Here is a 25700-nt window from a genome sequence, read left to right as displayed (position 1 = left end):
GGAAGTTCACGGTGGTCAAGGGCTGTTCGGACCTGAACTGTCGAGAGTCCGACCAGTGCGGCGAACAGTCCTCACTCCGTGGCCTCAGTGAGGGGTGGCCATTCGATCAGGGCGACCGTGTGCTTCCCGAGCTCGTCGGCGACATCAGGGTCGGCCTTGAGCTCGTCCAATGTCCGCGGCGGGGGAAGCTGGCGGCCGTCCGCGGTCAGTTCCTGTGCATAGAACGCGAGTGCCTCGGGCGCATTCTCCAGGGCCTCATCGACGTCGTCGCCGCCGGAAATGCAGCCGGGCAGGTCCGGAAACCACACGCCGACGGCTTCGTCCGGGCCGGCGTCCTCGATGATGGCGATGTAGTGCGGCATGCAGGCCTCACGCCCGCTGCACAAAACTGTCCACGACCTTCTTCTCCCCCGCCTTGTCGAAGGCGATGGTGAGCTTGTTGCCGTCGATCTTGGTGACGCGGCCATAGCCGAATTTCTGGTGGAAGACGCGGTCGGAGAGGGAGAATTCCGAGGTCGTGCCGGTGGATTTGGCCACCAGCTCGCCCTCGATCGTCAGCGGCCCGCGGCGGCGCGAGGAGAAGCTGCCGAAATCGGGCGAGGACGACTGGGACGAAAACGACGAGGCCTGTTCCTCGAAACTGCCGCGGCCGCCATTGCCGCCGCCACCGCCGCCGCGATTGCGATTGGCCTGGGCGCGCTGCCAGCCCGGGGTCGAATAGGTGGAGCCGAACGCTTCCATGTCGTCGAAGCGGGAGGCGCCGTAGCCGCCGGTGCCGCCCCAGGCCGAGCCGCCCTTGGATTCCGTGATCTCGACATTGGCCGCGGGCAGTTCGTCGAGAAAGCGCGAGGGGATCGTGGTCGACCAGGTGCCGTGGATCCGGCGGTTGGTGGCAAAATAGATTTTGGCGCGGCGGCGGGCCCGGGTCAGGCCGACATGACCGAGCCGGCGCTCTTCCTCGAGGCCGGCGCGGCCCTGTTCGTCCAACGTGCGCTGGCTCGGAAACAGGCCTTCCTCCCAGCCGGGCAGGAACACGTTGTCGAATTCCAGCCCCTTGGCCGAATGCAGCGTCATCAGCGACACCGCGTCCTCGTCGGCGCCGCTGTCGCGGTCCATCACCAGTGAGATGTGCTCCAAAAACCCTTGCAGGTTCTCGAACTCCTCCATCGAGCGCACCAGCTCCTTGAGGTTTTCGAGCCGACCCGCGGCGTCCGCCGAACGGTCCTTCTGCCACATCTCGGTGTAGCCGCTCTCGTCGAGCACGATCTCGGCGAGCTCGGTGTGCGAGGTGACCTCGCGCTGGGCGCGCCAGCGGTCGAACTGGGCGACGACGTCGCGCAAGGAGCCGCGCGCCTTCGGCTTCAGCTCATCGGTCTCGACCACCGCGCGCGCCGCCTCGAACAGCGGGATGCGGCGCTTGCGGGCGTGATCGTGCAGCATCTGCACGGTGGCATCGCCCAGGCCGCGCTTGGGCGTGTTGACGATGCGCTCGAAGGCGAGATCGTCGGCCGGTGAATTGATGACGCGGAGATAAGCCAGCGCATCGCGGATCTCGGCGCGCTCGTAGAAGCGCGGGCCGCCGATGACGCGATAGGGCAGGCCGAGCGTGACGAAGCGGTCCTCGAACTCGCGCATCTGGTAGGAGGCGCGCACCAGAATCGCGATCTCGTTGAGCTTGTCGCCCTGGCGCTGGATCTGCTCGATCTCCTCGCCGATGCCGCGGGCTTCCTCTTCCGAATCCCAAGAGCCTGTTACCGTGACCTTCTCGCCGTCCTGGTCCTCGGTGCGCAGCGTCTTGCCGAGCCGGCCCTCGTTGTGGGCGATCAGGTGCGAGGCGGCGGCGAGGATGTGGCCCGTCGAGCGGTAGTTGCGCTCGAGGCGGATGACCTTGGCGCCGGGGAAATCATGGTCGAAGCGCAGGATGTTGTCGACCTCCGCGCCGCGCCAGCCATAGATCGACTGGTCGTCGTCGCCGACGCAGCAGATGTTTTTGACGTGGCGCGTCTGCTCCTTCTCCCCGCTTGCGGGGTCGCGACGAGCTTCGCTCACGCTGAGAAGGTCAGGATGAGGGGCTGCCTCCACGAGCTCAGCTTGCTGAGAGTCCCCCTCACCCGGATCGCTCGGGCGCGCAATTGCGCTGCCGGGCGATCCGACCTCTCCCCGCACGCGGGGAGAGGCAAAAGAAGTCGGCGCTTGGGACAGCAGCCGCAGCCACAGATATTGAGCGACGTTGGTGTCTTGATACTCATCGACCAGGATGAATTTGAAGCGCTGCTGGTACTGCCGCAGGATATCCGGGTGCTCGCGGAAGATGCGGATGTCCTCGAGCAGCAGATCGCCGAAATCGGCGGCGTTCAGGATCTTCAGCCGCTCCTGGTAGCTCGCATAGAGCTTGCCGCCCTTGCCGTTGGCGAACACGGCGGCTTCGCCCGACGGCACCTGCGACGGCGTCAGGCCGCGGTTCTTCCAGCCGTCGATCAGCCCGGCCAGCATGCGCGCCGGCCAGCGCTTGTCGTCGATATTGTCGGCTTGCAGAAGCTGCTTGAGCAGTCGGACCTGATCGTCGACGTCGAGCACGGTGAAGTTCGACTTGAGCTGCGCCAGCTCGGCGTGGGTGCGCAGGATGCGCCCGCCGATGGAGTGGAAGGTGCCGAGCCACGGCATGCCTTCGACGGCATGGCCGAGCATCTGACCGAGCCGATGTTTCATTTCGCGCGCGGCCTTGTTGGTGAAGGTCACCGACAGGATTTCGGATGGGCGGGCGCGGCCCTGGCTCAGGATGTGGGCGATGCGCGTGGTCAGCACGCGGGTCTTGCCGGTGCCGGCGCCGGCCAGCACCAGAACCGGCCCGTCCAGCGTCTCCACAGCCTCGCGCTGCTCCGGATTGAGCCCGGACAGGTATTGCGGGCCTACCGAGGCGCGCGCACGCGCGGCGATGCCGCCGGCTGCGGGCTGGTGGTCGGGGACGCTCTGGGACGTGATCTTGCTCGGCTCGGTCATGCGAATCATTTGCCCCACGTTGGCACCGCGGGGTGGTGAAAGGGGAGCCTTCTTAACAGGGATTGGTCCCTATATGGGGCCGCGGACAGGGGTTTTCCACGTGCGCCGAAAGCCAATTTGTTCCTGTCGGTCAGGCGAATTTCCGGCTTCAGCGGCCCGGAACCATTGTTCCGAGTTGGCGATTGGTTCTGCAAGTGAGGCGCGTCAGCCGCGCCGATCGCAGACAGACATCGAAACAGAGGTTCGGATCATGCTTAGCTGGGTAGTTACGTTTCTGGTTATCGCCCTGATCGCCGGTATCCTGGGCTTTGGCGGCCTCGCCGGCGCGTCGATCGAAATCGCCAAGATCATCTTCTTCATCGCAGTCGTGTTGTTCCTGGTCTCGGCCGTTGTCGGACTGGCACGGGGTCGTAACAGGGTTTAGCGCGCTTACCGCTTCGAGGGCATCGCCACGTTCCGGCCGATGCCCTCGGGCCGCGGGACGGCGCTGTGGGCCTTGACCACCGCTGCGATGCGCTCACGGATGTCTGGGGGAAAAGCCGCCACCTTTCGTGAGCCCATGTCGATGTGAAGCGACATGTTTTCCGATGTGGCGGACAGCCATCCTTCGGTCGCGTGCCGCAGCTCCTGGAAGGTGTGCAGCCGCTTGTCGTCGGCTTCCAGCAGCCAGACCGAGACCTGCACGAGATCGTCGAGGTGGATTTCGCGCAAATACCGCACGTGGCATTCGGCGGTGAAGGTCGAGCCGCCGCGCTCCTTCATGTAGCCCGGTCCGATCCCGAGCGTCAGCCACATCTGGTCGATCGCGCGGTCGAACATCACGTTGTAATAGGCCATGTTGAGGTGGCCGTTGTAGTCGATCCATTGCGGCTCGATCTGCATGATTGACGAGCGGAACGGCACGCCCTCGATCGTTGTGGCAGCAGTCTCCGGCATGTGTCCTTCCCCAGCTATGCGTCCGGTCGCTTGACTTGACCGGTGAGATGTCCTTTGCCACGGTTCGTCTCGTCGGGAGGAACGTCCGTGGGTACGACCATCACCAATAATCCGCCGCGGCCGGCGCCGAAAGCCCTCGCGAGCGCGCTGGAGCAACTTGCCGCGCGGTTCGGCAACCGCCTCATCACCTCGCAAGCCGTCCGCGAGCAGCACGGCCATACCACCACATGGATCGTGAACCAGCCGCCGGACGGCGTGGTGATGGCGCAGGAGACTGCCGACATCCAGGACGTGGTGCGGATCTGCGCGAAAAACGGCGTGCCTGTCATCGCCTTCGGCACCGGCACCTCGCTCGAGGGCCAGGTCAACGCACCCGCCGGCGGAATTTGCATCGACCTGCGCGACATGAACAAGGTGCTCGCGGTGCATGCCGAGGACCTCGACTGCGTGATCCAGCCCGGGGTGACCCGCAAGGCGCTCAACGAGCATCTGCGCGACCAGGGCCTGTTCTTCCCGATCGACCCCGGCGCGGACGCTTCCCTCGGTGGCATGGCCTCGACCCGCGCTTCCGGCACCAATGCGGTGCGCTACGGCACCATGCGCGACAGTGTGCTGGCGCTGAAAGTGGTCCGCGGCGACGGCGAGATCATCACGACCGGCACGCGTGCGAAGAAATCATCCGCCGGCTACGACCTGACGCATCTGTTCGTCGGCGCCGAGGGCACGCTCGGCATCATCTCGGAGCTGACCATCCGCCTGCGCGGCATCCCCGATACGATCGCGGCCGGAGCGGTGTCGTTCGAGACCGTGCACGGGGCGTGTCAGGCCGTGATCCTGGCGATCCAGACCGGCATTCCCGTGGCGCGCATCGAGCTGCTCAACGCCGCGCAGGTGCGGGCCTGCAACGCCTATTCGAAGTTGACCCTGCCCGAAACGCCGCTGCTGCTGATGGAATTCCACGGCAGCGAGATCGAGGTCGCCGAACAGTCCAAGGCCTTCGGCGAGATCGCCAGGGATTGCGGCGGCGGCGACTTCTCCTGGACCACCAAGCCGGAGGATCGCACAAAGCTGTGGCAGGCGCGGCACGACGCCTATTGGTCGGTGAAAGCGCTGCGGCCCGGCGACAGCATCGGGGTGGTCGCGACCGACGTCTGCGTGCCGATCTCGCGGCTTGCCGAATGCGTCGGCGAGACCGAGGAAGATCTCAAGCGCCTCAACCTGTTGTCGCCGATCGTCGGCCATGTCGGCGACGGCAATTTCCACTGCTCGCTGGTCTGCGACACCAACGATGCCGACGAGATGGCGCGCGGCGAGGAGTTCATGCATCGGCTGGTCGAGCGCGCGCAGGCGATGGACGGCACCTGCACCGGCGAGCACGGCATCGGTCAGGGCAAGCAGAAATACCTCAAGGCGGAGCTCGGCCCCGAGGCGATCGACGCGATGCGGGCGCTGAAAAAGGCGCTCGATCCGCAGAACATCTTCAATCCCGGGAAGATCGTACCGGAGGCGTAGCGCGCGGCGTGGCCGCCGTTTATGCTCGCTCCCTCACCACGGAGCAGGCAATGCAGTGGTTCGCGCGCAAGACGCGTCAGGACGTCTGGGACGAAGCGATCGAACGGCCGCTCGGCGACATCGAGGCCGCCGAGCGCATCCGTGCGATCTGTGACGCCGCTGCGGCGAGCGCGGCAGGTAGCGCGCGCAGCGACAAGCGCGACAGCGAGCGCTACGAGCGCGCGGCGAAAGTCGCGATGGAAATCGCGATAAAGATCTCGGATGGACTGATGCGCGACGACGCAGTCCGTCGCATCGTCGATCTCTGCATGAAGGCGAACGACCTCAAGACGGCGCAAATCCTGTTTCGCGCGATCCATGCCAGCTGGATCCGCGAAACGATCCAGCGCGATCACCCGCCATTGGCGCAGTGAGCCCAGTTATCGCGCCAACTTCCGCACGGCCTCGTCGACGCTGTGGAAGACACGCTCTCTCGGCAGGGCGTCGAACAATCTAAACCGCTCGAACGCGTCCTGCGCGCGCACTGATTCCAGCCGGGCCAGCGCGACGGTGACGCCCTGTTCGCTGCACGCCCTGAACACGTCCAGCAGGATCTGCGCGGCGGTGAAGTCGATCTCGACCATGCCGCTCGCCTCCAGCACCAGCAGCTGTGGCGGCATCGTGCCGAGCACCTTGATCACGTCGCTGCGAAAGCCGGGCGCGTTGAGGAAGGACAGCGGCGCCTGCAGCCCGAGCACGGCGACGCCGGCGATGCGCTCGCCGGCGATGTGCGGATGTGCCGGCCACCAGATCGTGGTGCCCGGCACGCGCTCGAACTCGACCAGCCGCGCGCGCGTCGTGCTCCAGATGCCGTGCAGCAGCGACAGCACGATGCCGAGGAACGCGCCTTGCTGGATCGGCAGCACGATGATCAGCGCGGCGGTGGCGGCGATCAGCAGGAATTCGCTGGGGGATTGGCGATAGATCGTGACGATCTGCTTCACGCGGATGATGCGCAGCGCGACGAACAGCAGGATGCCGCCGAGGGCTGCGTCTGGAACGTGCTGCAGCAATCCCGTTCCAAACGCGAGCAGCGCCAGCACGATCGCAGCGGCGGCGAGACCCGCGAGCTGCGATTGTCCGCCGGTCTCGGCGACAATGCCCGTCCGCGGCGGGCTGGCGTTGACCGGAAACGCGCCGAACAGGCCCGACAGTACGCAGCCTACGCCCGCGCCGAGAAAATCGCGATCGACATCGGCCGGCTTGTCGGGATCGGACGGGAATGAGCGCGTCGTCGCCGCGGTCTGCACCATCACCACGACCGTGATGACAAAGGCGAGCGGCACGAGGCGGACCCATTGCTCCGGTGCAAGCTCGGGGAAGGTCGGCCGCGGCAGCGTCCCCGGCACGAGGCCTACGACATTGACGCCCTTGCTCTCGAGGCCGAGCGCGATCGTGGCCAGGGTCGCGGCGACGAGCCCGATCAGCGCGCCCGGAATTTTTGCGCTGATCTTCTCGGCGACGAAGACCACGGCCAGCACACCGAAGCCGATGCATAGCGTGAAGGGATTGGTGCGGCCGAGCTCGCTTGCGAGCACACCGATGCGATCGAGCGTCGGCCCGTTCGGCGAGTCCAGGCCCAGCACGCCCGGTAATTGCGACACGATGATGTGGACGGAGATGCCGGCGAGGAAACCGACCATGACGGGCACGGACAAGAGATTGGCGATGCCGCCGAGGCGGAAGGCGCCGCCGGCCAGCATCATTGCGCCGACCATCAGTGCCAGCGCGATCGCGAGGCCCTGATACTCAGGCGAGCCGGCGGCGGCCAGCGCCGCCAGCCCGCCGGCGAAGATCGGCGTGATCGTGGAATCGGCGCCGCAGGACAGGAAGCGGTTTCCGCCGAGCATCGCAAAGCCGAGCGATCCCGCCATGAAGGCGAAGAAGCCGATCTGCGGCGCGAAGCCGCCGAGCCGCGCCGTGGCCATCTGCTCTGGGATCGCGATTGCCGCGAGCGTCAGGCCGGCCATCAAATCGCCCGGCAGCGAATAGGACGCGAGTGAGCGAAACAGCGGCCATGATGTTGCGGTGTGAGCGTCCTGCGCCATCAGCAGCGAATCCCCGAAGTGTTCCGTTGGTCGACCAGACCACAGCTGCCGGTCGTCGGCAAACATGGGGTTGCCGGCCTCGCCTGTATATCGTGCGACACCGCAGGGCTCGCGGCACTTATCGCGTCTGCGAGCCCCACGCGCACTCCCGCGAGGCACGCCCTATGGCTTCGACGCCTGCGCCTGCTTCAGCGCGCTCTTGCAGCCATCCGACAGCTGGTTGAAATGCTCGATCATGCACTGCTTGACGCGGCCGCCTCCCGGCATGATGCCGGAGCACAGCGCGCGCATGTCCGCGGTGCACGCTTGGCGTATCTCCTGTCGCGGTTGCTGGGCGGACGCGGCGCCCGCGGACGATATCGCGACCAACGCGGCGATGATGGCCGCGATCGCGCGTCGCAGCTCCCGTAGCTGTACAGGTCTCACCATGCGCAGACCCTCCGCACGCCGAATGGCGTGCTGGTCCACCAACAGGCCCCAGGATAGGGAGGCGCCGCATAGGCATAGGGTGGATGGGCGTAGGGCACGATGGTCCGCCGGCACAGGCCGTTGGCCGTCAGGTGCCAGCCGGGTCCGCAGCCGCCGCTGACTTCGGTGAGGCCGTCGGACATGCCGGGGTGAGGGCTGGGGGTGAAGGCTAGCGCGGTCGAACCTGCGGCCAGTGCGGCTGCCGCGGCCGACGCCAAGATCGTCAATCGTCGCATTCGAGATATCCATGCTTGCAAGTTGGAGGAAGGCAGTCCGCGGCCAGTGTTCTGACCCCGGCCGGAATTCACGGTCGTGCGGCGCGAGGGTCAGTACCGGTATCCGTAATAGGGATGAGTCCCGACCGTGCCGCTGCGCGTCACGCTGTTGCCGTTCGGACCCGTCGTGGTGCGCGTGTAGTCGAATGCATGCGGAGCGACGCGCGTGATGCTGCCGCTGCGTGCGATCGTGCCGCCATAAGGTCCCGTCACCGAAGCCGAACGCGAGCAGGTTCCGCCGGCGCATCCGCCGCTGGCGCTGCCGTAGTAGGTACCTCGCCAAGTCGTGACGCCGCCGCTGCGAACCCAGGCGTTTGCACCGGAGGCTCCCGTGAGGGCCAGCACCGTTGCGAGTGATAGCGAAGCCAGAATGGGTTTCATCGGATACTCCTGTTTGTGAGGACGCGCCGGAACGAGACCGGTCGCCGCATGGGGCCAATCTCGCCTCGATCTTTTGCCGTGATATTGCCGGCGAGGCCGGAAGTGTAACGTTTTGTAACGAGTGACGGGGTCGCCACATTCCTGCCAGCGGGCTGCTCGATAGAGGCCGCGATGGACACTCGGACGATCATGATCGTGGAGGACGACCGCGAGATCCGCGCGCTCTTGGCGGACCTGCTGACGCGGGAGGGCTATGCGCCGGTTTGCGTCGAGAACGGCGCGGCGATGGACCGGGCGCTGATGCAGGCATGCCCGGATCTCATCGTGCTTGACATCATGCTGCCGGGCGAGGACGGACTGTCGATCTGCCAGCGCCTGCGCAGCAAGAGCCGCACGCCGATCCTGATGCTGACGGCCAAGGCCGACGATGTCGACCGCATCATCGGCCTGGAGCTCGGCGCCGACGATTATCTGCCGAAGCCTTTCAATCCTCGGGAATTGCTGGCGCGCATCAAGGCCGTCTTGCGGCGTGTGGACGGCCCGCTGCAGATGCCGCCGCCGCGGCGAATTGCTTTCGGCAGGCTGGTGGCCGATCTCGACGGGCGCAGCCTGACCAACGACCAGAACCGTGTCGTCGAGTTGACGGCAGCGGAGTTTGATCTGCTGGCATGTTTCCTCGAACGGCCCAAGCGGGTGCTGTCCCGCGACCAGTTGCTCGACTGGACACGCGGCCGGACCGCGGATCCGTTCGACCGCGTCATTGACGTGTCGGTTAGCCGGCTGCGCCGCAAGCTCGTCGCCGCGGATCCCAAGGCTGCGTTCTCGATCAGGACCGTGCGCAATGGCGGCTATCTCTTCAGTGCTGACGTTCGCCCGCTCTGAGCACGGAGCCTGTGCGGAATGAGCAGGCTTCACATCGCCGCCCGCCTCGGCCTTATCGTCGTCGGCGCCATCATTCTCGTGCAGTTGCTGTCGGTCGCCATCTATTTGGTGGAGCAGCGCGGCCGCGGCGAGCCGTCCGGATTTGCCGCTTTGCTCGCGCAGGTCGCCGCCTTGGCGGAGGCGATCGACAGGGTCCCGCGCTACGATCGCGACCTGGTGCTGCGCGCGGCCACGACGGCGCGATTTAAGCCGGTCGTGCGTCAGGACGTGCCGCCCAACCCGTTGCATGGCCGTTTCCTGGGCAGCGCGGAGCAACGGTTGCGCGCGCTGAGCGGTGTGCCAGCGGAGCGGCTGGTCGCACTGTCCTTCGTCAACGTCAGGGACGGCCAACAGGTGGCCCGCTTGCGTGATCTCGTCACCTCGCGCCTGCAAGCTGTCATTGAACTTGCTGGCGGCGGCTATCTGGTGATCGAGACCGCAGGTGAGCTCAGCCTTCGCCTGCTCGGCATTCCTGTCGGCCTGCTGGCCGGAATTCTCGGCTTCGTCGTCGCTTTGGCGGCCTTGCTCGCGGTCCGCCACGAGACCAGGCCGCTGTCCGAGTTGACCGTCGCCATCGAGCGCTTCGGCGCTGCCATGGAGACCATGCCGGTCAGCGAGCGGGGTGCTCCCGACGTCCGGGCGCTGATCCGCGCCGTCAACGCCATGCAGGCGAACATCGCCGAACTGCTGCGCAGCCGCACCCTCGTGCTCGGCGCGATCAGCCATGATCTGCGCACTTATGTCACGCGGCTGCGGCTACGTCTCGAGCTGCTGCCCGAAAGCGTGCAGCGGGACAAGGCAACCGTCGATCTCGACGACATGCAATCGCTGATGGATGATGCGCTCGCCTTTGTCCGCGCCTCGTTCGCAGGCCCGTCGGCGGAAACCGTCGATCTTGCCCGCGTCGCGCGGACCGAGTACGAAGCGCGCAAGGGCGCCTGCGCAGCGCTGACGCTCACCTGCGAAGATCCGGCTCTCCTCATCCGCGGCTCGGCTGCGGGCATGGCTCGGGTCGTTGCCAATCTCGTCAACAACGCGATCCTCTATGGTGGCGCCGCGGACATCTCGTTGTACGCCGAGACCGATGTGATCGAACTCCTGGTCGAGGACCGCGGGCCGGGAATCCCGGTTGACGAACGCACCCGCGTATTCGATCCATTCTACCGGCTGGAGACCTCGCGCAGCCGCGAGAGCGGCGGCGCAGGATTGGGACTCACAATCGTGAGGCAAGTTGTCGAAAGCAACGGCGGCACGGTCGCCATTGAGGATCGTCCCGGTGGCGGCACCCGTGTCCGCGTCCGGCTGCCGCGCGAGCGGTCTCAGTAACGGCTGCGGTAGCCATCGCCGTGTCCCGGGCCGCCGTAGTTGCCGCCTCGACCGCCCATGCCCATGCCAATTCCGATGCCTATTCCGACACCTAAGGCTTCTGGCGGCGGGCCGCGATCCGGTGGCGGCGCGCGCTCGTAGATCACCTCATCAGGCGGCGGCCGGCGCGGCCTGGGCGGCGTGTCGACCACCTTGCGCTTCGGCGGTGTGTCGTCGACGCGCTTCTTGATCACAGGCGCGATCGTCGGGTTGATCGGCGAAGCCGGTGGTGTGGGCGTCGAGCACGGGCAGGTCGGGGCCATCGCGACGGCGACCGGGGCAGGAGCGGCCGCGACCGCGGCAGGCAAGACGTAGTTGCGGTTCTGCACGCGGAGCAGCAGCCGGCGTGCGGTCGCGGCCAGATCGCTGTTGTCCCAGTTCGCCAGATACGCCTCGAACGAGGCGCGGGTGTTGATCGCGGTGGCGCGCTCCCACGCCAGCATCTGGCGCCGGCGCTCCACAATCGTGCGCAGCCGCGGCGTACGGGTATCCTGAGCGTACAACTCGATATAGGCCTGATACGCCGGCACGGTGTCGTCGGTGATCACTATCTCATAGGCGACCATGGCCGGCTTGCCCTGCAAATCCTTGCGCCAGTCCTCGAGGCTGCGCGTGCCGCTCGCAAGTGCCATGGAGGATGCGCCAGGAAGCGCAGTCTGACTGCCGCTGCTGTCGCCGCCGAAGAACTTGAAGTCAGTCGTCAGCGACGAGCTTTCCCAGGGGATCTGGCGTCCGTCGGTCGATTGCGCCACGGCGACGCGAATGCGCTTGAACACTTCCTCGATCGGCAGATTGGGCTGCTTGGCGACGGTCAGCGCCGCGGTGGTATAGGGGCTGTCGATGCCGGAGCCATCCTCGGCTTCGGAGCCCGGCGAGGTCGAATAGGAAATGAAGGAGCCCGGCGCGCCGGCCTTGGTGTCGACGATCGCAAGCCCGTGTCCGGCGCCGCTGAGCGCAGGGAAGGGATTGTTGCGGCAGGCATCGAGCATGAAGATGCGCGCCCGCGTCGGCAGTGCGCCGAGCGTGTTGAGCAAATCGTTCAGTCGCACACCCTGCAGCGGAATGTCGGCTTCGCGCTTGGGGTCGAGATCGACGGGAACGAGATAGTTCTCGCCGTCGATCTGGAGGCCGTGGCCGGCATAGAACACCAGCGCGACGGTGTCGGCGCCGCTGGCGCTGACCTTGCCGGCGAAATCCGAGATCGCCTGACGCATATCGTTTTGCGCCAGATTGGATGCCGTGGTGACGGTGAAGCCGGCATTGCCGAGCAGCTCCGTCATGCCCTTGGCGTCGTTGGCTGCGTTGGGGAGTTCCGGCACGGTGCGATAGGCCGATTGGCCGATCACCAGTGCGAGCCGCGCTTCGGCCGCGGCCCCCGTCGGCATCGTCAATTGCGTGAGCGCGAGAAGAGCGGATGCAAGAAACAAATTGCGAAAGACTGGACGGCGCATGGTGTCACCTCCATCGGCAATGCGCGCGATGATGTCACCTTTTCTAGGTGGCCGCCATGCGTCTGTCTGTGCACTGGATCACGTTGAGCTGCGGCAAAATGGGGCAGAAGGTCTGCCAGAGCTGGTGCGGCATCGTTCTGGCGCCATCCATGTGAATTGCGCATTGATCCATGCGCCAATTGGATCGATGCCCAACGCTGCGCGAAAGCATCTTCTCGCGCATCGGCCCCATGCCGATCTGATCGAGAATCCCGCAAAAACATGGCTGTTTTGCCGCGCGCTGATGCCGTTGATCCTCGCGACACGCCGCTTTGCAACGGCCGGCCGCAAGCCTTGCCTGCGCCGTCGCTTTGGCCATACAGTCCGCGCAACGGGCTGCGGCAACGACCGTTGCTCGAAAAACAATAATTGGGGAGAAACCGCATTATGTCCATCGTGCCCGTGAACCGTCGCGCGTTCATCAAGTCGTCGACGGGACTTGCCGCCGGCCTCGTGCTTTCCCCCGCACTCATCGGCCGCGCCGAAGCCGCGACGCTGAAGCTGAAATGCTCCTCGTCGCTGCCGAACGATCCCAAATTCGCCAACGGCCGGGTCTACTACGACAATCTGGTGAAGAACCTGAAGGCGAACGGCCTCGGTGAGCAGGTCGAGGTCGCGTTCTTTCCCGACAACCAATTGGGTCAGGAAATCGACGTCATCAACTCAGTGAAGCTCGGCGTCATCGACCTCATGGTGTCGGGCTCCTCGATCTCGGCGAATCTGGTGCCGCTGGTCGGCACCTACGACCTCGGCTTTCTGTTCTCGAGCTTTCCGCAGCAGACCAAGGCGTTCGACGCTGGCGCGGCCAAGCCGATCGAGGACGCGCTGCTCAAGGGCAGCAACATCCGCATCATCGCCTGGGCCTATAATTTCGGTTCACGCAGCGTACTTGCGAGGAAGCCGGTGAAGACGCCGGAAGATCTCGCCGGTCTCAAGATCCGCACGCTGCCAAATCCCGTCATCACGGAATGCCTGCGCCTGATGGGAGCCGCCGCGACGCCGCTGGCGTTCGGCGAAATCTACACGGCATTGCAGGCCGGCGTGCTGGACGGGCTAGAGCACGACCCGCCGACCATCCTGGCCAGCAAGTTCTTCGAAACGGCGAAATTCTATGCATTGACGCAGCACAATTTCTCGCCGCTCGCGATCTATTTCAGCGACACGACCTACAATCGCATGGATCCGAAGCTGCGCGAGGGATTTCTCGATGCCGCGAAGAAGGCTGCGGCCGACACGCGGACCCACGGGCTCGCCGTCGAGAAGGAAGCGCTGTCGGCCTTGACCGAAAAGGGCGTGACGGTGGCCGAATGCGACCGCGAGGCGTTCAAAAAGCGCGTCGCGCCGCAGATCGAGAACTTCATGAAGGCGCGGCCGGAATCCAAGGCCGTGATCGACATCATCCGCGCCACGCAGGCCTGACGTGGCAATGACAGCTGCCGTACCTCTCTCGGGCGGCCGCCACGGGAGCATCGCCCTGCTGCTTCGCTTCAGCGACGCGATCGCGGCCATCCTGCTGGCCACGGATCTCGTCGTCGTCTGCGGTTCCGTGCTGCTGCGCTTCTGCTTCAACGCGCCGGTGGAGTGGTCCGACGACGTCGCGCGCGGACTGATGGTCGGATCGGCCTTCTTCGGCGCGGCGAGCGCGCTCGCGCGCGGCGAGAATGTCGGCGTCTCTTTCTTCCGCGATCTGGCTCCGGTACGGCTGCGCGCGCTGGTCGACGCCGCGAGCGCGCTGCTGGTGGTGCTGATTTCGGGCTACGTCGCCTACAACGCCATCAAGCTCGGCTCGCTGACGGCGGGCCAGACCACCGGATCCGGCCTGCCGCTGGAGCTGACCTTCTACCCGATGGGCGCCGGCGCGCTGTTCATGACGGTGTTTGCGATCGACCAGCTCTGCGCCAGGCCGCTCCCTGACATCGTCAGAGGCCTCGTCGCGATTGCCGTCGTGACCGGCCTTTATCTCGCCTGGGATTATCTGTCGCCCGCCACGGTGCCGTCGGCGGGCACGCTGATGCTGATCGGTTTCTTTGCGACGTTGGTCGGTGGCTTGCCGATCGGCTTTGCACTGGCGCTGGCCGCGCTGATCTTCATCTGGGTCGAGGGCGCGCTGCCCGGCGTGATCTTCGCCCAGCAGATGGCGCGCGGCATCGACAATTTCGTGCTGCTCGCGATTCCGTTCTTCATTCTCGTCGGCTACCTCATGGAAGCCAACGGCATGTCGGTGCGGCTGATCGAGCTGTTGCAGCGCGGGGTCGGCCGCATGCGCGGCGGTTTGAACGTCGTGATGGTGGCCTCGATGGTGCTGTTCTCCGGCATTTCCGGCTCGAAGATGGCCGACGTCGCCGCGGTCGGCTCCGTGCTGATTCCGGCCGCGCGCCGCTCCAAGCAGAATCCGGGCGGCGCCGTGGCGCTGCTCGCAGCCTCCGCGGTGATGGCGGAGACTATTCCGCCCTGCATCAACCTGATCATCCTGGGCTTCGTCGCGAACCTGTCGATCGGTGGTCTGTTCGTCGCAGGGCTGTTGCCCGCGGCGCTGATGGCGCTGGCCTTGATCGCCGTCTCCATCATCTTCGGCAAGACTCCAATTGAGACTCCAACTGAGTCTCCAGCTGATGCCGAGGTCATCGCGCCGCAGATGCCGGTGTCGGGCCTGTGGAGCGGTGCGATCGCCTCGTTCGGCCTGATCTTCATGATCTTCTTCGGCTTCAAGAGCGGCTTTGCCACCGCCACGGAAATCTCGGCCTTCGCCGTGGCTTATGCACTCGTCGTCGGCAGCGTGGTGTTCCGCGAACTCAGCTTCACATCGGCTGCGCACAGCTTCGTCCAGGGCGCGACGCGCGCGGGGCTCGTGCTGTTCATCGTTGCCGCAGCGCAATCGCTGGCGTTCACGCTGACCCTGCAGCAGGTGCCGCACGCGGTCGGCGATTTCATGCTGGGATTGTCCAAGACCAGCGGCACCTGGCTGTTCATCCTGCTCGCAATCGCCGTGCTGATCGTGATGGGCTCGGTGCTCGAAGGCGCGGCGGCGCTGATTATTTTCGGGCCGTTGCTGTTGCCGGTGGCCGTGCAGCTCGGCATCGATCCCCTGCATTTCGGCGTCGTGCTTGTGATCGCGATGGGCATCGGCCTGTTCGCGCCGCCGCTCGGGCTCGGGCTTTACGGCGCTTGCCTGATCGGCAATGTGCCGATCGAGCAGACGGTGAAGCCGATCATGGGCTATCTCGGCCTGTTGTTCCTTTGCCTGCTCGTGATCGCGTTTGTGCCATGGCTCAGCACGGCATTGCCGCGCGCGTTCGGCTATTGAGGGAGTATCGCCGTGAAAGTCCTGCTGGCCCACACGCCGGAGATGCGCCGCAATTACTACGGCGATCGCAGCCTGAACGGCTTGCGCGCGACCGCCGAGGTGATCCTGCACGAGAGCGATGAGACGCTGGTCTCAGCCAGCCTCGTGCGCGCTGCGCAAGATGTCGACATCATCGTGGCCGATCGCATGACCGAGGGACGCGGCGAGATCTTTGCGCAACTGCCGCGCCTGCGCGCCTTCGTCCGCTGCGCCGTCGACATCCGCAACGTCGATGTCGAGGCGGCCTCGAACGCCGGCGTGCTCGTGACCCGCGCCGGGCCTGGCTTCGTGCAAGCGGTTGCCGAGCTCGCGGTTGGCTTCATGGTCGATCTCTCCCGCGGCGTATCGCGAGCGACGGCCGATTATCACGCCGGCCGCAAGCCGGAAGCGCGGATGGGACGGCAGCTCGCCGGCAGCAAGATCGGCATCATTGGCTATGGCAGCATCGGGCGCTATCTCGGGGAAATCGCCAAGGTGATGCGCATGGAGGTGCTGGTCGCAGACCCCTTTGCGACCGTGACCGACGGTGCCATCCGGCAGGTCAGCCTCGACGAGCTCCTCGCCGCGTCCGACTATGTCGTCTGCCTTGCCATCGCCAACGAGCAGACCGAAAATCTGATCGGCGAGGCGGCGCTGGCGCGGATGCAGAAGCATGCCGTCTTCGTCAATCTCTCGCGCGGCAACCTCGTCGATGAAGCGGCGCTGGCGAAGGCGTTGCTTGAGAATCGAATCGCGGGTGCCGCGATGGATGTGGGCCGCGCGCCCGACCAGATGCCAAGCCCGGAGCTTGCGAAGCTTCCCAACGTCATCGCCACGCCCCATGTCGGCGGCCTGACGCCGCAGGCGATCGAATATCAGTCGCTGGAAACCGTGCGCCAGGTCGAAGCGATCGTCAAAGGCGAGATCCCGCAAGGCGCCGTCAACGCCGACCGCTGGACGCGGCGGCCGTGATCCGCTCTATAGCCGGTCCACCGCTTTGAACGTCCCGTCCTTCTGGATCACCGTCAAAAACACCTTCGGCGGCGCGTCGAGCATGCGCATGCCGACGGTGATGGTGCTGCCGCTGATGTCGAAGCGGCCGACATCGTTGATGGTGCGCAGCAGGCTCGCGCGCGTCGGTTGCGGTCCGGCTTGTTCCAGCGCCGCGGCCGCGAGACGGCCGGCGATATAGCCTTCGAGCGCCACGAAATTCGGTGTCAGCGCCGGGTCGAACGCCGTCTGCGCCGCCTGGTAGTCGGCGACCAGCTTAAGCGAGCGGTCCCAGGGAAACGGCACGACCTGCGTGACGACGACGCCTTCGCCCTCGGGGCCGAGCTCCTTGGCGAGCGCAACGGCGCCGACAAAGGAGATGTTGACGAAGGTCGGACTGGCGCCGCTGCGGTGCGCGAGCTTGATGAACTCGGCGCAGGGACCGTAGGTCCCGACCATGACGATCGCCTCGGGTTCGACGCGCTTGATCGTGCGCCAGGCCGACGCGACGGCGCGGGTGTTGCGCTCGAAGGTGCCTTCGGCGGCGAGCTCGAGGCCGCGCCTGGCAAGCGCGCGCTTCACGCCGGAAAGACCATCGCGCCCGAACGAGTCGTCCTGGTAGAAAATGGCGATGCGGGTGAAATGGCGATCCTCGGTGAGATGCTTGACCCACGCCTCGGCCTCGGCGCCATAGCTTGCACGGATGTTGACCACGTTCGCAAGCTCGAGGTCGCGCAAGAATTCAGCGCCGCTGAAGGGACCGATGAAGGGCACGTTCCTGGCGCTGGTGATCGGTATCGTCGCCACCGCGGTCGGCGTGCCCACCGCGCCGATCAGCGCGAACACCTTGTCGTCCTCGATCAGCCGCAGCGTCTGCGCCAGCGAGCGGTCGGGGTCGTAGCCGTCGTCACGGCTGATGAGCTGGAGCTTGCGGCCGTGGACGCCGCCTTTGGCGTTGATCTCGGTGAAGGCTGCGACGATGCCCTGCCGCATGCGCTGTCCGAGTGTGGAGGAGGGACCCTCGAGCGCTGCGGCTTGGCCGAACAGGATCGCATCCTCGCTGACGCCGATCTCGTCGGCTTTCGCCGGCAGCATGATTGCTGCCAGGACGGCGACGGTCATGACGATGCATGTCGCAGATCGAGATCGATACATCAGAAAAGTCTTGCCGGGTGCGGTGAGTAGCTTCGTGAAAGCTATCGCCACGGGATGAATCGGCGATGTATCGACGGCTCCGTACTACTCCGGGGAAAACCGGCAACTTGCTTCGACAGAGCCCGCATCATCCTGCACTTCATTAACTAAACCGGGTAATGCGGAAAAGCCGGGTTCCGAAATTGTGCAGTTCTTAACCGCGGTCCTGTTCCGATAGTGGCTCCGGCGGCTCAACCAGAGGTTCGGTTGAGCGGGACAGGGGACGGCGGTTTTTGGAATGGGCGGTCGGGATCAGAACGATCAGGATCGGGGGCGTATGACCGGATGGTGGCGTGCCGCGCCGCTGCTCGGGCTCTATCGCCCTGCGCTCGTCGCAGTCGGCGTCGGTCTTCTGTTTTCGGTCGTGGCTGCAGCCGCCGTGGCGCGATGGGAAGGCCGCGTCAACAAGATCGAGTTCGAGAACGCGGCCGAGACCGAAGTGATCGTCATGCAGAACGGCATGAGCGAGTACATCTCCAGGCTCGTCGCGCTGCGCACGCTGTTCGAATCGACCAATCAGGAGATCACCCGCAGCGAATTCGAGACCTTCAGCGCCCGCCTGTTCGAGCGCCATCCCGGCATGCTGCGCATCTCCTGGGTGCCGCGGGTGAACCGCAAGGAGCGCGCCGAATACGAGGCCGCGGCGATCACGGACGGCGTGTCCGGCTATCGCATCAAGTCGCTCCAGGGCGATGCGTTCGCGACCGCGCCGCAGAGCGACGAATATTTTCCGGTGTTCTACTCGACCCAGCCGAAGACGTCTCCAGTCTACGGAATGGACTACGCGACCGTTCCGGAGCGCCGCGCGGTTCTCGAGCGCGCGCGCGACACCGACCGGATAGGGGCCATTCGCACCCGCCTCTACGAGCCGAAGGAGGGCGGCCGGTTGCCCGACGTCCTCGTCGCCATTCCCGTCTACGCCAAGGGAACGTCGCGCGACGCGGTCGTGGACCGGCGCCGCAATCTCGTCGGCTTCGTCGTCGGCGTCTTCGACCTGCCGCTGCTGATCCAGTCCATTCGCGTGACCACCGGGGCAAGCCCCGCGGTCAGCGTCAACGTCTATCCGCCGTTCGCGGGTCAGATCGTCGGCCTGGAGCAAATGCTGCCGGATTACTCGTCGGCCGCGACGGCGCCGCAGACGATGCGGGACGTCGCGCGGACCCTGCACTGGTCGGGCAATCTCAAGATCGGCGACACCGATTGGCAGGTGCGGGCGGTTCCGGCTGCCGGCGGTCCGCTGGAGACGACTTACGATCGCGCGGGTGCGGTGCTGATCGTCGGCATGCTGCTGACGCTGTCGCTTTCGACCTATCTCATGCTCGCAAGCCGCAATTCGCAGCGGCTGTCACTGGCGAACCGGCGGGTGCTCGAACTCGCCCAGACCGACATCCTGACCGGATTGCCGAACCGCGCTTTCTTCCTGGCCCGGCTCGACGAGCTCAAGGGCCGTTTGAAGGACGCCGGTCCGACCTTCTCGATCCTGATGCTCGACCTCGACCGCTTCAAGAACGTCAACGACTCGCTCGGTCACGGTGCCGGCGATGCGCTGCTGCGTCAGGTCGCACAGCGGCTGAAATCCGCTTTGCGCACCAGCGACGTGCTGGCCCGGCTCGGCGGCGACGAATTCGCCATCATCCAGGAAGCTTGCGAGGATCAGCGCGTCTGCTCGACCGAACTGGCGGGGCGGATCGCCAAGCTCGTGGCCGAGCCGTTCCTTCTTCCCGGACACCGCGTCGAGATCGGTACCAGCATCGGCATTGCGATCGCGCCCGATCATGGCAGCGATCAGGAGCAGCTGCTGAAGAAGGCGGACCTGGCGCTCTACCGCTCGAAATCGTCGGGCCGCAACTGCTTCACCATCTACGACAAGGCGATGTCGGCCGAGCTCGAGGCGCGCAGCACGCTGGAAGGCGATCTGCGCGACGCCATCGCGCGGTGCCAGCTCGAGGTGCACTATCAGCCGTTCGTCGACGCCCTCAGCGGCACGCGGCGCGGCTTCGAGGCGTTGGTGCGCTGGCGGCATCCGACGCGCGGCTTGATTGCGCCGGACCAGTTTATCCCGCTTGCGGAGGAGACCGGGCTGATCGTGCCGCTCGGCGAGTTTGTGCTGCGGCGCGCCTGCGCGGACGCGGCCGGCTGGCCGTCCGATCTTGCGGTCGCCGTCAACCTGTCGCCGATCCAGTTCAAGGAGGCCGAGCTGTTCGAGATGATCAGCGCGGCGCTCGCCGATTCCGGATTGCCGCCGCAGCGGCTGGAGATCGAGATCACGGAATCCGTGCTGCTGGAGCGTGGCGTCGAGAACCACGCCTTCATGGAGCGGCTGAAGAGCATCGGCATCGCGCTCGCACTCGACGATTTCGGCACCGGCTATTCGTCGCTCAGCTATCTGACCGCTTTCCCGTTCGACAAGATCAAGATCGACAAATCGTTCATCCGGAACCTCACGCATCAGCCGCGCAGCTCCGCCATCATCTCCTCGATCGTGACGTTGGCGCGCGGGCTGGACATGTCGGTCACCGCCGAGGGCGTCGAGACCCGCGAGGAGTACGAGCGGCTGAAGGCGCTCGGCGTCAATTTCGCGCAAGGCTATCTGTTCGGCCGCCCGCAGCCGATCGAACGGATCCTGTTCGACGCGCCCGCCAAATCGTCGCAACGCGACGCGGCCTGAGGGCGGCCGCCCAAGGATCGCTCAATGAGGCATGCGCGAAAAGCGCTTGACCCGGGCGGTCCCGGATGGTCGGAAGGACCGTCCAGGGATGAAACACACAATGCGGCTTCCGTTCTTCTACGGCTGGGTCGTGGTCGCGGTGACCTTCGTCACCATGGCCATCGGCGTCAACGCGCGCACCGCCTTCTCGCTGTTCTTTCCTCCCATCATCTCCGAATTCGGCTGGGAGCGCGGCGTCACCGCGGGCGCCTTCTCCTTCGGCTTCGTCGTTTCGGGCATGGTCAGCCCGCTGATCGGCCGGCTGATGGACCGCGCCGGCCCGCGCGCGGTGATGGAGCTCGGCGTGGTTCTGATGGGCGGCGGATTGCTGCTCGCGCCGCTCACGAGCCAGCCCTGGCATCTCTACGTCACCATCGGCGTCATGGTCGGTGCCGGCTCGGTGTGTCTCGGCTATTCCGGACAGTCGTTGTTCCTGCCGAACTGGTTTATCCGCACGCGCGGCCTCGCCATCGGCATCGCCTTCGCCGGGGTCGGCATCGGCTCGGTGACGCTGCTGCCATGGGTGCAGCACATGATCGAAGGGACCGGCTGGCGCACCGCCTGCACGGCGATGGGCCTGATGATCCTGATCGTGCTGGCGCCGATCAATCTGTTCCTGCATCGACGTCCGGAGGATATCGGCCTGCGGCCTGACGGCGATGCGGCCCCGGCCGCAGGCGCCGCAAAACCCGTCTCCAACATCGTCGATCCCGTCTGGGCCGGGACCGAATGGACACTCCGGAAAGCGGTCGCCACGACACGGTTCTGGTGGATCGCGCTCGGCTATTTCTGCGGCCTCTACATCTGGTACGCGGTGCAGGTGCACCAGACCAAATTCCTGCTCGACATCGGCTTTAGCCCGGGTGTCGCGGTGTGGGCACTCGGCATCGTCAGCCTGCTCGGCATTCCCGGCCAGATCCTGCTCGGCCATGTCTCCGACCGGATCGGGCGGGAATGGGTGTGGGCGATCAGCTGCGCGGGCTTTGCGATCTCTTTCGCGGCGCTGATGGCCCTGAAATTCCAGCCGTCATTGTGGCTGGTCTACCTCATGGTGTTCACGCAAGGCGCGCTCGGTTACGGCCTGACCTCGATCATGGGCGCAGTGGTGTTCGAGATTTTTCAGGGCAAGCACCAGGGCAGCATTTTCGGCACGATCATGCTGGCGGCATTGGCCGGCGGCGCTGCCGGTCCCTGGGTCACCGGCTTGCTTTACGATCGGGTCGGCGACTACACGCTGGCCTTTGGCGTCGCCATCATCGTGAGCGGATTGTCGGCGCTCTCGATCTGGCAAGCTGCGCCCCGCAAGGTGCGCGCCGTTGCCGGCAAGCTTCAGGTGGAAACCGGCGCCGAATAGGTTCCGTGCGCGCCCAATTACCTTCGTTTCTTTCGCGGAATGTTAATCATGTCGCATCTTGGCGCGGTGCGAGGGGACTGCAAAAACGACTTGGACACCATGGTGGCGCTAGCGTCGGTTGCATATTTCCCGATGCCTCCGGGTCTAGCGATGTCCGCCTCCGATTGTGCCATGACAGAAACTCCGGAAGTGCTGTTGGCCGCGCTCGAACGCGCCGACGAGGGCATCGTCATCGTCGACAGCGCGCATCGCATCACGCATTTCAATGCCGGTGCGGAGCGGATTTGGAAACTCGCACGCGCTGATGTGCTCGGTCACGACGCCGAAATTCTCACCCTCAAATGCCTTCAGGCCGATCCGGTTGCAGAATTCCGTGACGAGATCAGCCTCATGCGAAACGACGGGAGCCGCATCCGGGCGGCCATCTCGCTTTCAGCCATTGCAAGTGAAGGCATTACCTATCGTATCGTGTTCGCGCGCGACGTCACCGCGGATGCCGAACGCCGCGCCAGGATCGGGCTTCTCCACGCCGTCTCCGACCAGACCAACCGCGCGGTGCTCATCACCGACACCGACCAGGACATCGTCTACGTCAATGCCGCCTTCACGACGCTGTTCGGCTACACCAGCGAGGAAGCCGAGGGCCGCCGTGCCAGGGGCCTGCTCGCCGGCCGCCACACCGATCGCAAGGCCGTTGCGAAGCTCGTCAAGCGCCTGATGGAGGGTGGCCACCGCGGCGAGGTCGAGATGCTCGCCTATGACAAGGACGGCGAGGAGATCTGGGTCTGCGCTCGCATCGATGCCTTCCGCGACAGGAAGGGCCAGGTCAAGCACATCTTCGCGCTGCTCGAGGATATCACCGAGACCAAGCAGCTGCGCTCGCTGCAGCAGCTCATCATGGGCGCGCTCGCCGACGAGGTTCCGATCGGCGAGATCGCCGACCGGCTGTGCCGCCGTGTCGAGCAGATCGCGCCCGACGTCGTCTGTTCGCTGCTTCATATCGATGCCGCGGGCCTGATCCATCCGCTCGGCGGCCCAAGCCTGCCCGAGGACTATTCCCGCGCACTGGACGGCGTTGCCATCGGCCCCAATGTAGGGTCGTGCGGAACCGCGGCCTTCTACGGCGAGCCGGTGCTGGCGACGGATCTGGAGACCGATCCGCGCTGGCGGCCGTACAAGGCGATGCCGCTCGCGATTGGCCTGCGCGCATGCTGGTCGACGCCGGTCAAGGCCAAGGACGGACGGGTCATCGCCACCTTCGCCTTCTACTACCGGGAGCCGCGCGCGCCGAGCAATTGGCATCGGCGCATCGTCGAGGCCTGCGTCAATCTCGGCGCTTTCGCGATCGAGCGCAAGGAAGCGCGCGCCGAGATCGCGCGGCTCGCCTATCACGATATCCTCACGGGCCTGCCGAACCGCGCGCAATTGCGGCGCCTGATCACCACCGCCATCGATGCCTGCCCGACCGGCAGCCACGTCGCGCTGGCCTTCCTCGACGTCGATCATTTCAAGGACGTCAACGACACACTCGGTCATGCCGCCGGCGACGAGCTCCTGATCCAGCTCGCGCAGCGCCTGCGCGAGCAGATCGGGCCCGAGGACATGCTGGGGCGACTCGGCGGCGACGAGTTCGTGATCCTGCTGCCGCAGCGCAACGCCGAGGGTGCCGAGCGCGTCGCGGCCGGAATCACCGAAGCGCTGGCCGCGCCGCTGCGGCTCGGCTCCAGGCAACTGCAGATGTCGGCGAGCATCGGCGTCAGCCTCTATCCCGATCACGCCACCGACATCGACACCCTGATGCAGCAGGCGGACGCGGCCATGTACATGGCCAAGCAGGCCGGCCGCTCGACCCATCGCCTGTTCAGCGCCGAGATGAACGGGCTCACCGAGCAGCGGCTGGCCTTGATTGCGGCGCTGCGCCGCGCCATCGCCGAGGGCACGCTGACCCTCCGCTATCAGCCGCAGATCCGCAGCTGCGACGGCGCGATCCATGGCGTCGAGGCGCTGGCGCGCTGGCACGATGCCGAGCTTGGCGACGTCTCGCCGGCAAAATTCATCCCACTCGCCGAAGAGTGCGGCCTGATCGAGCAGATCGGCCTGTGGTCCGTGCGCGAGGCCTGCCGGCAGATGGCGAGCTGGCGCCGCGCTGGGCTGAACATTCCATCCGTGTCGGTGAACCTGTCGCCGATCAATTTCCGCAACGTCACGCTGGCCGCGCGGCTCAAGGATATCCTCGCCGAATACGATCTGGCGGCGGATGCGCTGATGCTCGAGATCACCGAGGGCGCATTCATGCAGGACAGCGTCGCCGCGCTCGAGACGATGAACGCGATCCGGGAGCTCGGCGTCGGGCTTTCCGTGGACGATTTCGGCACCGGCTATTCCAGCCTCAGCCGGCTCGCCCATCTGCCGATCCGCGAGCTCAAGATCGACCGCAGCTTCATGCGCGACATCGAGCGTGACGCTGGCGCGCTCGCGATCGCCACCGCTGTGGTGCGCGTCGGGCAGGGCCTCGGCATGACTGTCGTCGGGGAAGGAGTTGAGACCGAGGCGCAGCGCAAGGTGCTGGCCGAGCTCGGCTGCGACGTCGTGCAAGGCTTCCTCTACGCGCCCGCGCTCGCGCCCCTAGCGTTCGAGCGCTGGCTGATCGAGCACTGCGCCGAGCAGGCGCGGGCGATGCTCGCTCGTCTCGACATTGCACCGGCCGGCGCGACCGCGGTGAAGCGGTCGGCGTAGGGCGTCTACTCTCGGAGCCGCCACGGCAGCAACGACCGGCTAGTCATCGAAATCAACGAAACGCGTTACTTCGATCGTGTCTGGTTTGATTTTGCTCGGCATTGACGCGGCAATGCATAGTGAACGGTCAGCAGGCTTTCGTTCCTGTCATCGAAAATCAAATGATCGGTCAAGGCCATTTCCGCGCGCATCGCGTTGCAGCAGAAGATCATCCATCGATTGAACGTGGGCAGCTGGCTCATGGAGCGGTAAAGCTCGCCACACTCGATGGTCAGGTTCGGCCGGCCTTGCGCGTTCGCCAATTCGAGCCGGGATCGAATCTCTTGCCGGAAACGATCCGTTGAAACCATGCGACATCCGATTGCCGAAAACCCTTCTGAGAGGGGGATCAGCCGGCCAATAATGAAATCGAGCGAGGAACCCCGTCAACTCAGACGCCAGGCCGCGTGACCATAGAGCAATGCCAACACAAAGATACAGCTAATAAAGCCGATCGGATTGATGCGCTCGTCTCGCTATTGGGTGACGGCGTTCCTATATGCTCGAGATCACCGCCCGCCCTTGGCAGTTATCGGTGACTGAGAGCATTTCGCTCCCGCCTCAACCACGCAGGCGGTCGCATGTCCGATATCCCAAAATACAAATCTCCTGGACCGATTGGTATCTCGGGTGCCGGTGCGGGTCGCTGCGTCGGCCTGCATGCAGCGGAATCCATTTTCAATTGATCTGCGGCAGCGATCTCGCACGCAGATCGTCAGGAGGTTTACGTGGCAAACACAGCAACGATCCGAAATTCGAACGGACTTCCGGCCACATTCACGGGATCGAAGACCGGGCAGGACGACGCTCCGTTTGTCTTCGTCAAGGTCGGCGATGAAGAGCGCCGCATGCGAAGGGCCGAATGGGATGCGCTTCCGCCCTGGACCGGTCCGCGCCCGGCACGAACAGCCAACGACTGATCG

The 25700-nt window shown here is 65.5% G+C and carries 23 protein-coding genes; 12 read left to right on the top strand and 11 right to left on the bottom strand.

Translation table 11 applies throughout. The annotated features are described in order from the left end of the window. Positions 1-71: 71 nt before the first annotated feature. A complete protein-coding gene (locus ACFQX9_RS12735; RefSeq protein WP_018454285.1) occupies positions 72-362 on the bottom strand; it encodes a type II toxin-antitoxin system HicB family antitoxin in 291 nt (96 codons plus the stop codon). A 7-nt stretch (positions 363-369) separates the two neighbouring features. Beyond that, a complete protein-coding gene (locus ACFQX9_RS12730; protein WP_085385100.1) occupies positions 370-3009 on the bottom strand; it encodes an ATP-dependent helicase in 2640 nt (879 codons plus the stop codon). A 241-nt stretch (positions 3010-3250) separates the two neighbouring features. Here ACFQX9_RS12730 and ACFQX9_RS12725 point away from each other — a divergent pair, with 241 nt between their 5' ends. Further along, entirely contained in the window at positions 3251-3424 is a 174-nt protein-coding gene (locus ACFQX9_RS12725) for a DUF1328 domain-containing protein (protein ID WP_007600914.1), read from the top strand. Positions 3425-3429: 5 nt separating this feature from the next. Here the strand turns inward: ACFQX9_RS12725 and ACFQX9_RS12720 are convergent, their stop codons facing one another. Beyond that, a complete protein-coding gene (locus ACFQX9_RS12720; RefSeq protein WP_085385101.1) occupies positions 3430-3936 on the bottom strand; it encodes a thioesterase family protein in 507 nt (168 codons plus the stop codon). Between the two features lie 87 nt (positions 3937-4023). On the opposite strand from ACFQX9_RS12720, the gene ACFQX9_RS12715 reads away from it, so the two are divergent. Further along, a complete protein-coding gene (locus ACFQX9_RS12715; protein ID WP_085350292.1) occupies positions 4024-5448 on the top strand; it encodes an FAD-binding oxidoreductase in 1425 nt (474 codons plus the stop codon). A gap of 50 nt (positions 5449-5498) precedes the next feature. Then, positions 5499-5861, top strand: a complete 363-nt coding sequence (locus ACFQX9_RS12710; RefSeq protein ID WP_377788753.1) for a hypothetical protein — start codon at positions 5499-5501, stop codon at positions 5859-5861. 6 nt (positions 5862-5867) lie between these two features. On the opposite strand, the gene ACFQX9_RS12705 is transcribed toward ACFQX9_RS12710, so the two are convergent. The 4 genes from ACFQX9_RS12705 to ACFQX9_RS12690 form a co-directional block, all read right to left on the bottom strand. Continuing rightward, entirely contained in the window at positions 5868-7535 is a 1668-nt protein-coding gene (locus tag ACFQX9_RS12705; protein WP_018454290.1) for a SulP family inorganic anion transporter, read from the bottom strand. Between the two features lie 162 nt (positions 7536-7697). Then, complete coding sequence (locus ACFQX9_RS12700) at positions 7698-7964, bottom strand: hypothetical protein (protein ID WP_018454291.1); 267 nt, start codon at positions 7962-7964, stop codon at positions 7698-7700. After that, complete coding sequence (locus tag ACFQX9_RS12695) at positions 7958-8239, bottom strand: GCG_CRPN prefix-to-repeats domain-containing protein (protein WP_143273231.1); 282 nt, start codon at positions 8237-8239, stop codon at positions 7958-7960. Before ACFQX9_RS12695 ends, ACFQX9_RS12700 begins: the two co-directional genes overlap by 7 nt. Before the next feature lie 90 nt (positions 8240-8329). Continuing rightward, positions 8330-8659: a hypothetical protein gene (locus ACFQX9_RS12690; RefSeq protein ID WP_018454292.1), complete on the bottom strand. Its 330-nt coding sequence runs from the start codon at positions 8657-8659 to the stop codon at positions 8330-8332. A gap of 171 nt (positions 8660-8830) precedes the next feature. On the opposite strand from ACFQX9_RS12690, the gene ACFQX9_RS12685 reads away from it, so the two are divergent. Both ACFQX9_RS12685 and ACFQX9_RS12680 read left to right on the top strand, forming a co-directional pair. Further along, on the top strand, positions 8831-9541 hold the full coding sequence (locus tag ACFQX9_RS12685; protein WP_018454293.1) for a response regulator: 711 nt from the start codon (positions 8831-8833) through the stop codon (positions 9539-9541). A gap of 18 nt (positions 9542-9559) precedes the next feature. Further along, on the top strand, positions 9560-10906 hold the full coding sequence (locus ACFQX9_RS12680) for a sensor histidine kinase (protein WP_377788750.1): 1347 nt from the start codon (positions 9560-9562) through the stop codon (positions 10904-10906). On the opposite strand, the gene ACFQX9_RS12675 is transcribed toward ACFQX9_RS12680, so the two are convergent. Together ACFQX9_RS12675 and ACFQX9_RS12670 are read right to left on the bottom strand one after the other, a co-directional pair. After that, positions 10900-12396 carry a caspase family protein gene (locus ACFQX9_RS12675; RefSeq protein ID WP_018454295.1) on the bottom strand — a complete coding sequence of 499 codons (1497 nt, stop codon included), beginning with the start codon at positions 12394-12396 and terminating at the stop codon, positions 10900-10902. The genes ACFQX9_RS12680 and ACFQX9_RS12675 overlap by 7 nt on opposite strands. Positions 12397-12439: 43 nt before the next feature. Then, the gene (locus ACFQX9_RS12670) at positions 12440-12754 is read right to left on the bottom strand and encodes a hypothetical protein (RefSeq protein ID WP_026232707.1); all 315 of its coding nucleotides are present in this window, start codon (positions 12752-12754) and stop codon (positions 12440-12442) included. A gap of 68 nt (positions 12755-12822) precedes the next feature. Between ACFQX9_RS12670 and ACFQX9_RS12665 the strand changes: the two genes are divergently transcribed. The 3 genes from ACFQX9_RS12665 to ACFQX9_RS12655 are packed head-to-tail and all read left to right on the top strand — an operon-like array spanning position 12823 to position 16729. Next, the gene (locus tag ACFQX9_RS12665; RefSeq protein WP_085350285.1) at positions 12823-13854 is read left to right on the top strand and encodes a TRAP transporter substrate-binding protein; all 1032 of its coding nucleotides are present in this window, start codon (positions 12823-12825) and stop codon (positions 13852-13854) included. A gap of 7 nt (positions 13855-13861) precedes the next feature. Then, positions 13862-15739 carry a TRAP transporter large permease subunit gene (locus tag ACFQX9_RS12660; protein ID WP_166520838.1) on the top strand — a complete coding sequence of 626 codons (1878 nt, stop codon included), beginning with the start codon at positions 13862-13864 and terminating at the stop codon, positions 15737-15739. A 12-nt stretch (positions 15740-15751) separates the two neighbouring features. Then, complete coding sequence (locus tag ACFQX9_RS12655; RefSeq protein ID WP_377788746.1) at positions 15752-16729, top strand: hydroxyacid dehydrogenase; 978 nt, start codon at positions 15752-15754, stop codon at positions 16727-16729. A gap of 6 nt (positions 16730-16735) precedes the next feature. Here ACFQX9_RS12655 and ACFQX9_RS12650 read toward each other — a convergent pair whose 3' ends face one another. Beyond that, positions 16736-17902 carry an ABC transporter substrate-binding protein gene (locus ACFQX9_RS12650; RefSeq protein WP_377789031.1) on the bottom strand — a complete coding sequence of 389 codons (1167 nt, stop codon included), beginning with the start codon at positions 17900-17902 and terminating at the stop codon, positions 16736-16738. Between the two features lie 316 nt (positions 17903-18218). Between ACFQX9_RS12650 and ACFQX9_RS12645 the strand changes: the two genes are divergently transcribed. From ACFQX9_RS12645 to ACFQX9_RS12635, 3 genes are all read left to right on the top strand, one after another. Beyond that, positions 18219-20609, top strand: coding sequence for an EAL domain-containing protein (locus tag ACFQX9_RS12645; protein ID WP_377788745.1), 2391 nt, complete (start codon positions 18219-18221; stop codon positions 20607-20609). 100 nt (positions 20610-20709) lie between these two features. Beyond that, positions 20710-22002 carry an MFS transporter gene (locus tag ACFQX9_RS12640; RefSeq protein WP_204513988.1) on the top strand — a complete coding sequence of 431 codons (1293 nt, stop codon included), beginning with the start codon at positions 20710-20712 and terminating at the stop codon, positions 22000-22002. Positions 22003-22152: 150 nt separating this feature from the next. After that, positions 22153-24738 carry an EAL domain-containing protein gene (locus ACFQX9_RS12635; RefSeq protein ID WP_377788743.1) on the top strand — a complete coding sequence of 862 codons (2586 nt, stop codon included), beginning with the start codon at positions 22153-22155 and terminating at the stop codon, positions 24736-24738. A 65-nt stretch (positions 24739-24803) separates the two neighbouring features. On the opposite strand, the gene ACFQX9_RS12630 is transcribed toward ACFQX9_RS12635, so the two are convergent. Next, positions 24804-25088 carry a hypothetical protein gene (locus ACFQX9_RS12630; RefSeq protein ID WP_143273233.1) on the bottom strand — a complete coding sequence of 95 codons (285 nt, stop codon included), beginning with the start codon at positions 25086-25088 and terminating at the stop codon, positions 24804-24806. Positions 25089-25505: 417 nt separating this feature from the next. On the opposite strand from ACFQX9_RS12630, the gene ACFQX9_RS12625 reads away from it, so the two are divergent. Continuing rightward, entirely contained in the window at positions 25506-25697 is a 192-nt protein-coding gene (locus ACFQX9_RS12625) for a hypothetical protein (protein WP_018454304.1), read from the top strand. The last annotated feature ends 3 nt before the right edge of the window (positions 25698-25700 follow it).

The organism is Bradyrhizobium sp. GCM10028915 (genome assembly GCF_042666195.1).
Taxonomy (GTDB): Bacteria; Pseudomonadota; Alphaproteobacteria; order Rhizobiales; family Xanthobacteraceae; genus Bradyrhizobium; species Bradyrhizobium canariense_D.
Note: the sequence above shows the minus strand (reverse complement) of the source record. Positions and strands in the feature narration are given on the sequence as shown.

Excerpts from the sequence above, each read along its gene's own strand:
- ACFQX9_RS12735 (WP_018454285.1), bottom strand. The coding sequence starts at position 362 with ATGCCGCACTACATCGCCATCATCGAGGACGCCGGCCCGGACGAAGCC.
- ACFQX9_RS12730 (WP_085385100.1), bottom strand. The coding sequence starts at position 3,009 with ATGATTCGCATGACCGAGCCGAGCAAGATCACGTCCCAGAGCGTCCCC.
- ACFQX9_RS12725 (WP_007600914.1), top strand. The coding sequence starts at position 3,251 with ATGCTTAGCTGGGTAGTTACGTTTCTGGTTATCGCCCTGATCGCCGGT.
- ACFQX9_RS12720 (WP_085385101.1), bottom strand. The coding sequence starts at position 3,936 with ATGCCGGAGACTGCTGCCACAACGATCGAGGGCGTGCCGTTCCGCTCG.
- ACFQX9_RS12710 (WP_377788753.1), top strand. The coding sequence starts at position 5,499 with ATGCAGTGGTTCGCGCGCAAGACGCGTCAGGACGTCTGGGACGAAGCG.
- ACFQX9_RS12705 (WP_018454290.1), bottom strand. The coding sequence starts at position 7,535 with ATGGCGCAGGACGCTCACACCGCAACATCATGGCCGCTGTTTCGCTCA.
- ACFQX9_RS12700 (WP_018454291.1), bottom strand. The coding sequence starts at position 7,964 with ATGGTGAGACCTGTACAGCTACGGGAGCTGCGACGCGCGATCGCGGCC.
- ACFQX9_RS12695 (WP_143273231.1), bottom strand. The coding sequence starts at position 8,239 with ATGCGACGATTGACGATCTTGGCGTCGGCCGCGGCAGCCGCACTGGCC.
- ACFQX9_RS12690 (WP_018454292.1), bottom strand. The coding sequence starts at position 8,659 with ATGAAACCCATTCTGGCTTCGCTATCACTCGCAACGGTGCTGGCCCTC.
- ACFQX9_RS12685 (WP_018454293.1), top strand. The coding sequence starts at position 8,831 with ATGGACACTCGGACGATCATGATCGTGGAGGACGACCGCGAGATCCGC.
- ACFQX9_RS12680 (WP_377788750.1), top strand. The coding sequence starts at position 9,560 with ATGAGCAGGCTTCACATCGCCGCCCGCCTCGGCCTTATCGTCGTCGGC.
- ACFQX9_RS12675 (WP_018454295.1), bottom strand. The coding sequence starts at position 12,396 with ATGCGCCGTCCAGTCTTTCGCAATTTGTTTCTTGCATCCGCTCTTCTC.
- ACFQX9_RS12670 (WP_026232707.1), bottom strand. The coding sequence starts at position 12,754 with ATGGCCAAAGCGACGGCGCAGGCAAGGCTTGCGGCCGGCCGTTGCAAA.
- ACFQX9_RS12665 (WP_085350285.1), top strand. The coding sequence starts at position 12,823 with ATGTCCATCGTGCCCGTGAACCGTCGCGCGTTCATCAAGTCGTCGACG.
- ACFQX9_RS12660 (WP_166520838.1), top strand. The coding sequence starts at position 13,862 with ATGACAGCTGCCGTACCTCTCTCGGGCGGCCGCCACGGGAGCATCGCC.
- ACFQX9_RS12650 (WP_377789031.1), bottom strand. The coding sequence starts at position 17,902 with ATGTATCGATCTCGATCTGCGACATGCATCGTCATGACCGTCGCCGTC.
- ACFQX9_RS12645 (WP_377788745.1), top strand. The coding sequence starts at position 18,219 with ATGACCGGATGGTGGCGTGCCGCGCCGCTGCTCGGGCTCTATCGCCCT.
- ACFQX9_RS12640 (WP_204513988.1), top strand. The coding sequence starts at position 20,710 with ATGCGGCTTCCGTTCTTCTACGGCTGGGTCGTGGTCGCGGTGACCTTC.
- ACFQX9_RS12635 (WP_377788743.1), top strand. The coding sequence starts at position 22,153 with ATGTCCGCCTCCGATTGTGCCATGACAGAAACTCCGGAAGTGCTGTTG.
- ACFQX9_RS12630 (WP_143273233.1), bottom strand. The coding sequence starts at position 25,088 with ATGGTTTCAACGGATCGTTTCCGGCAAGAGATTCGATCCCGGCTCGAA.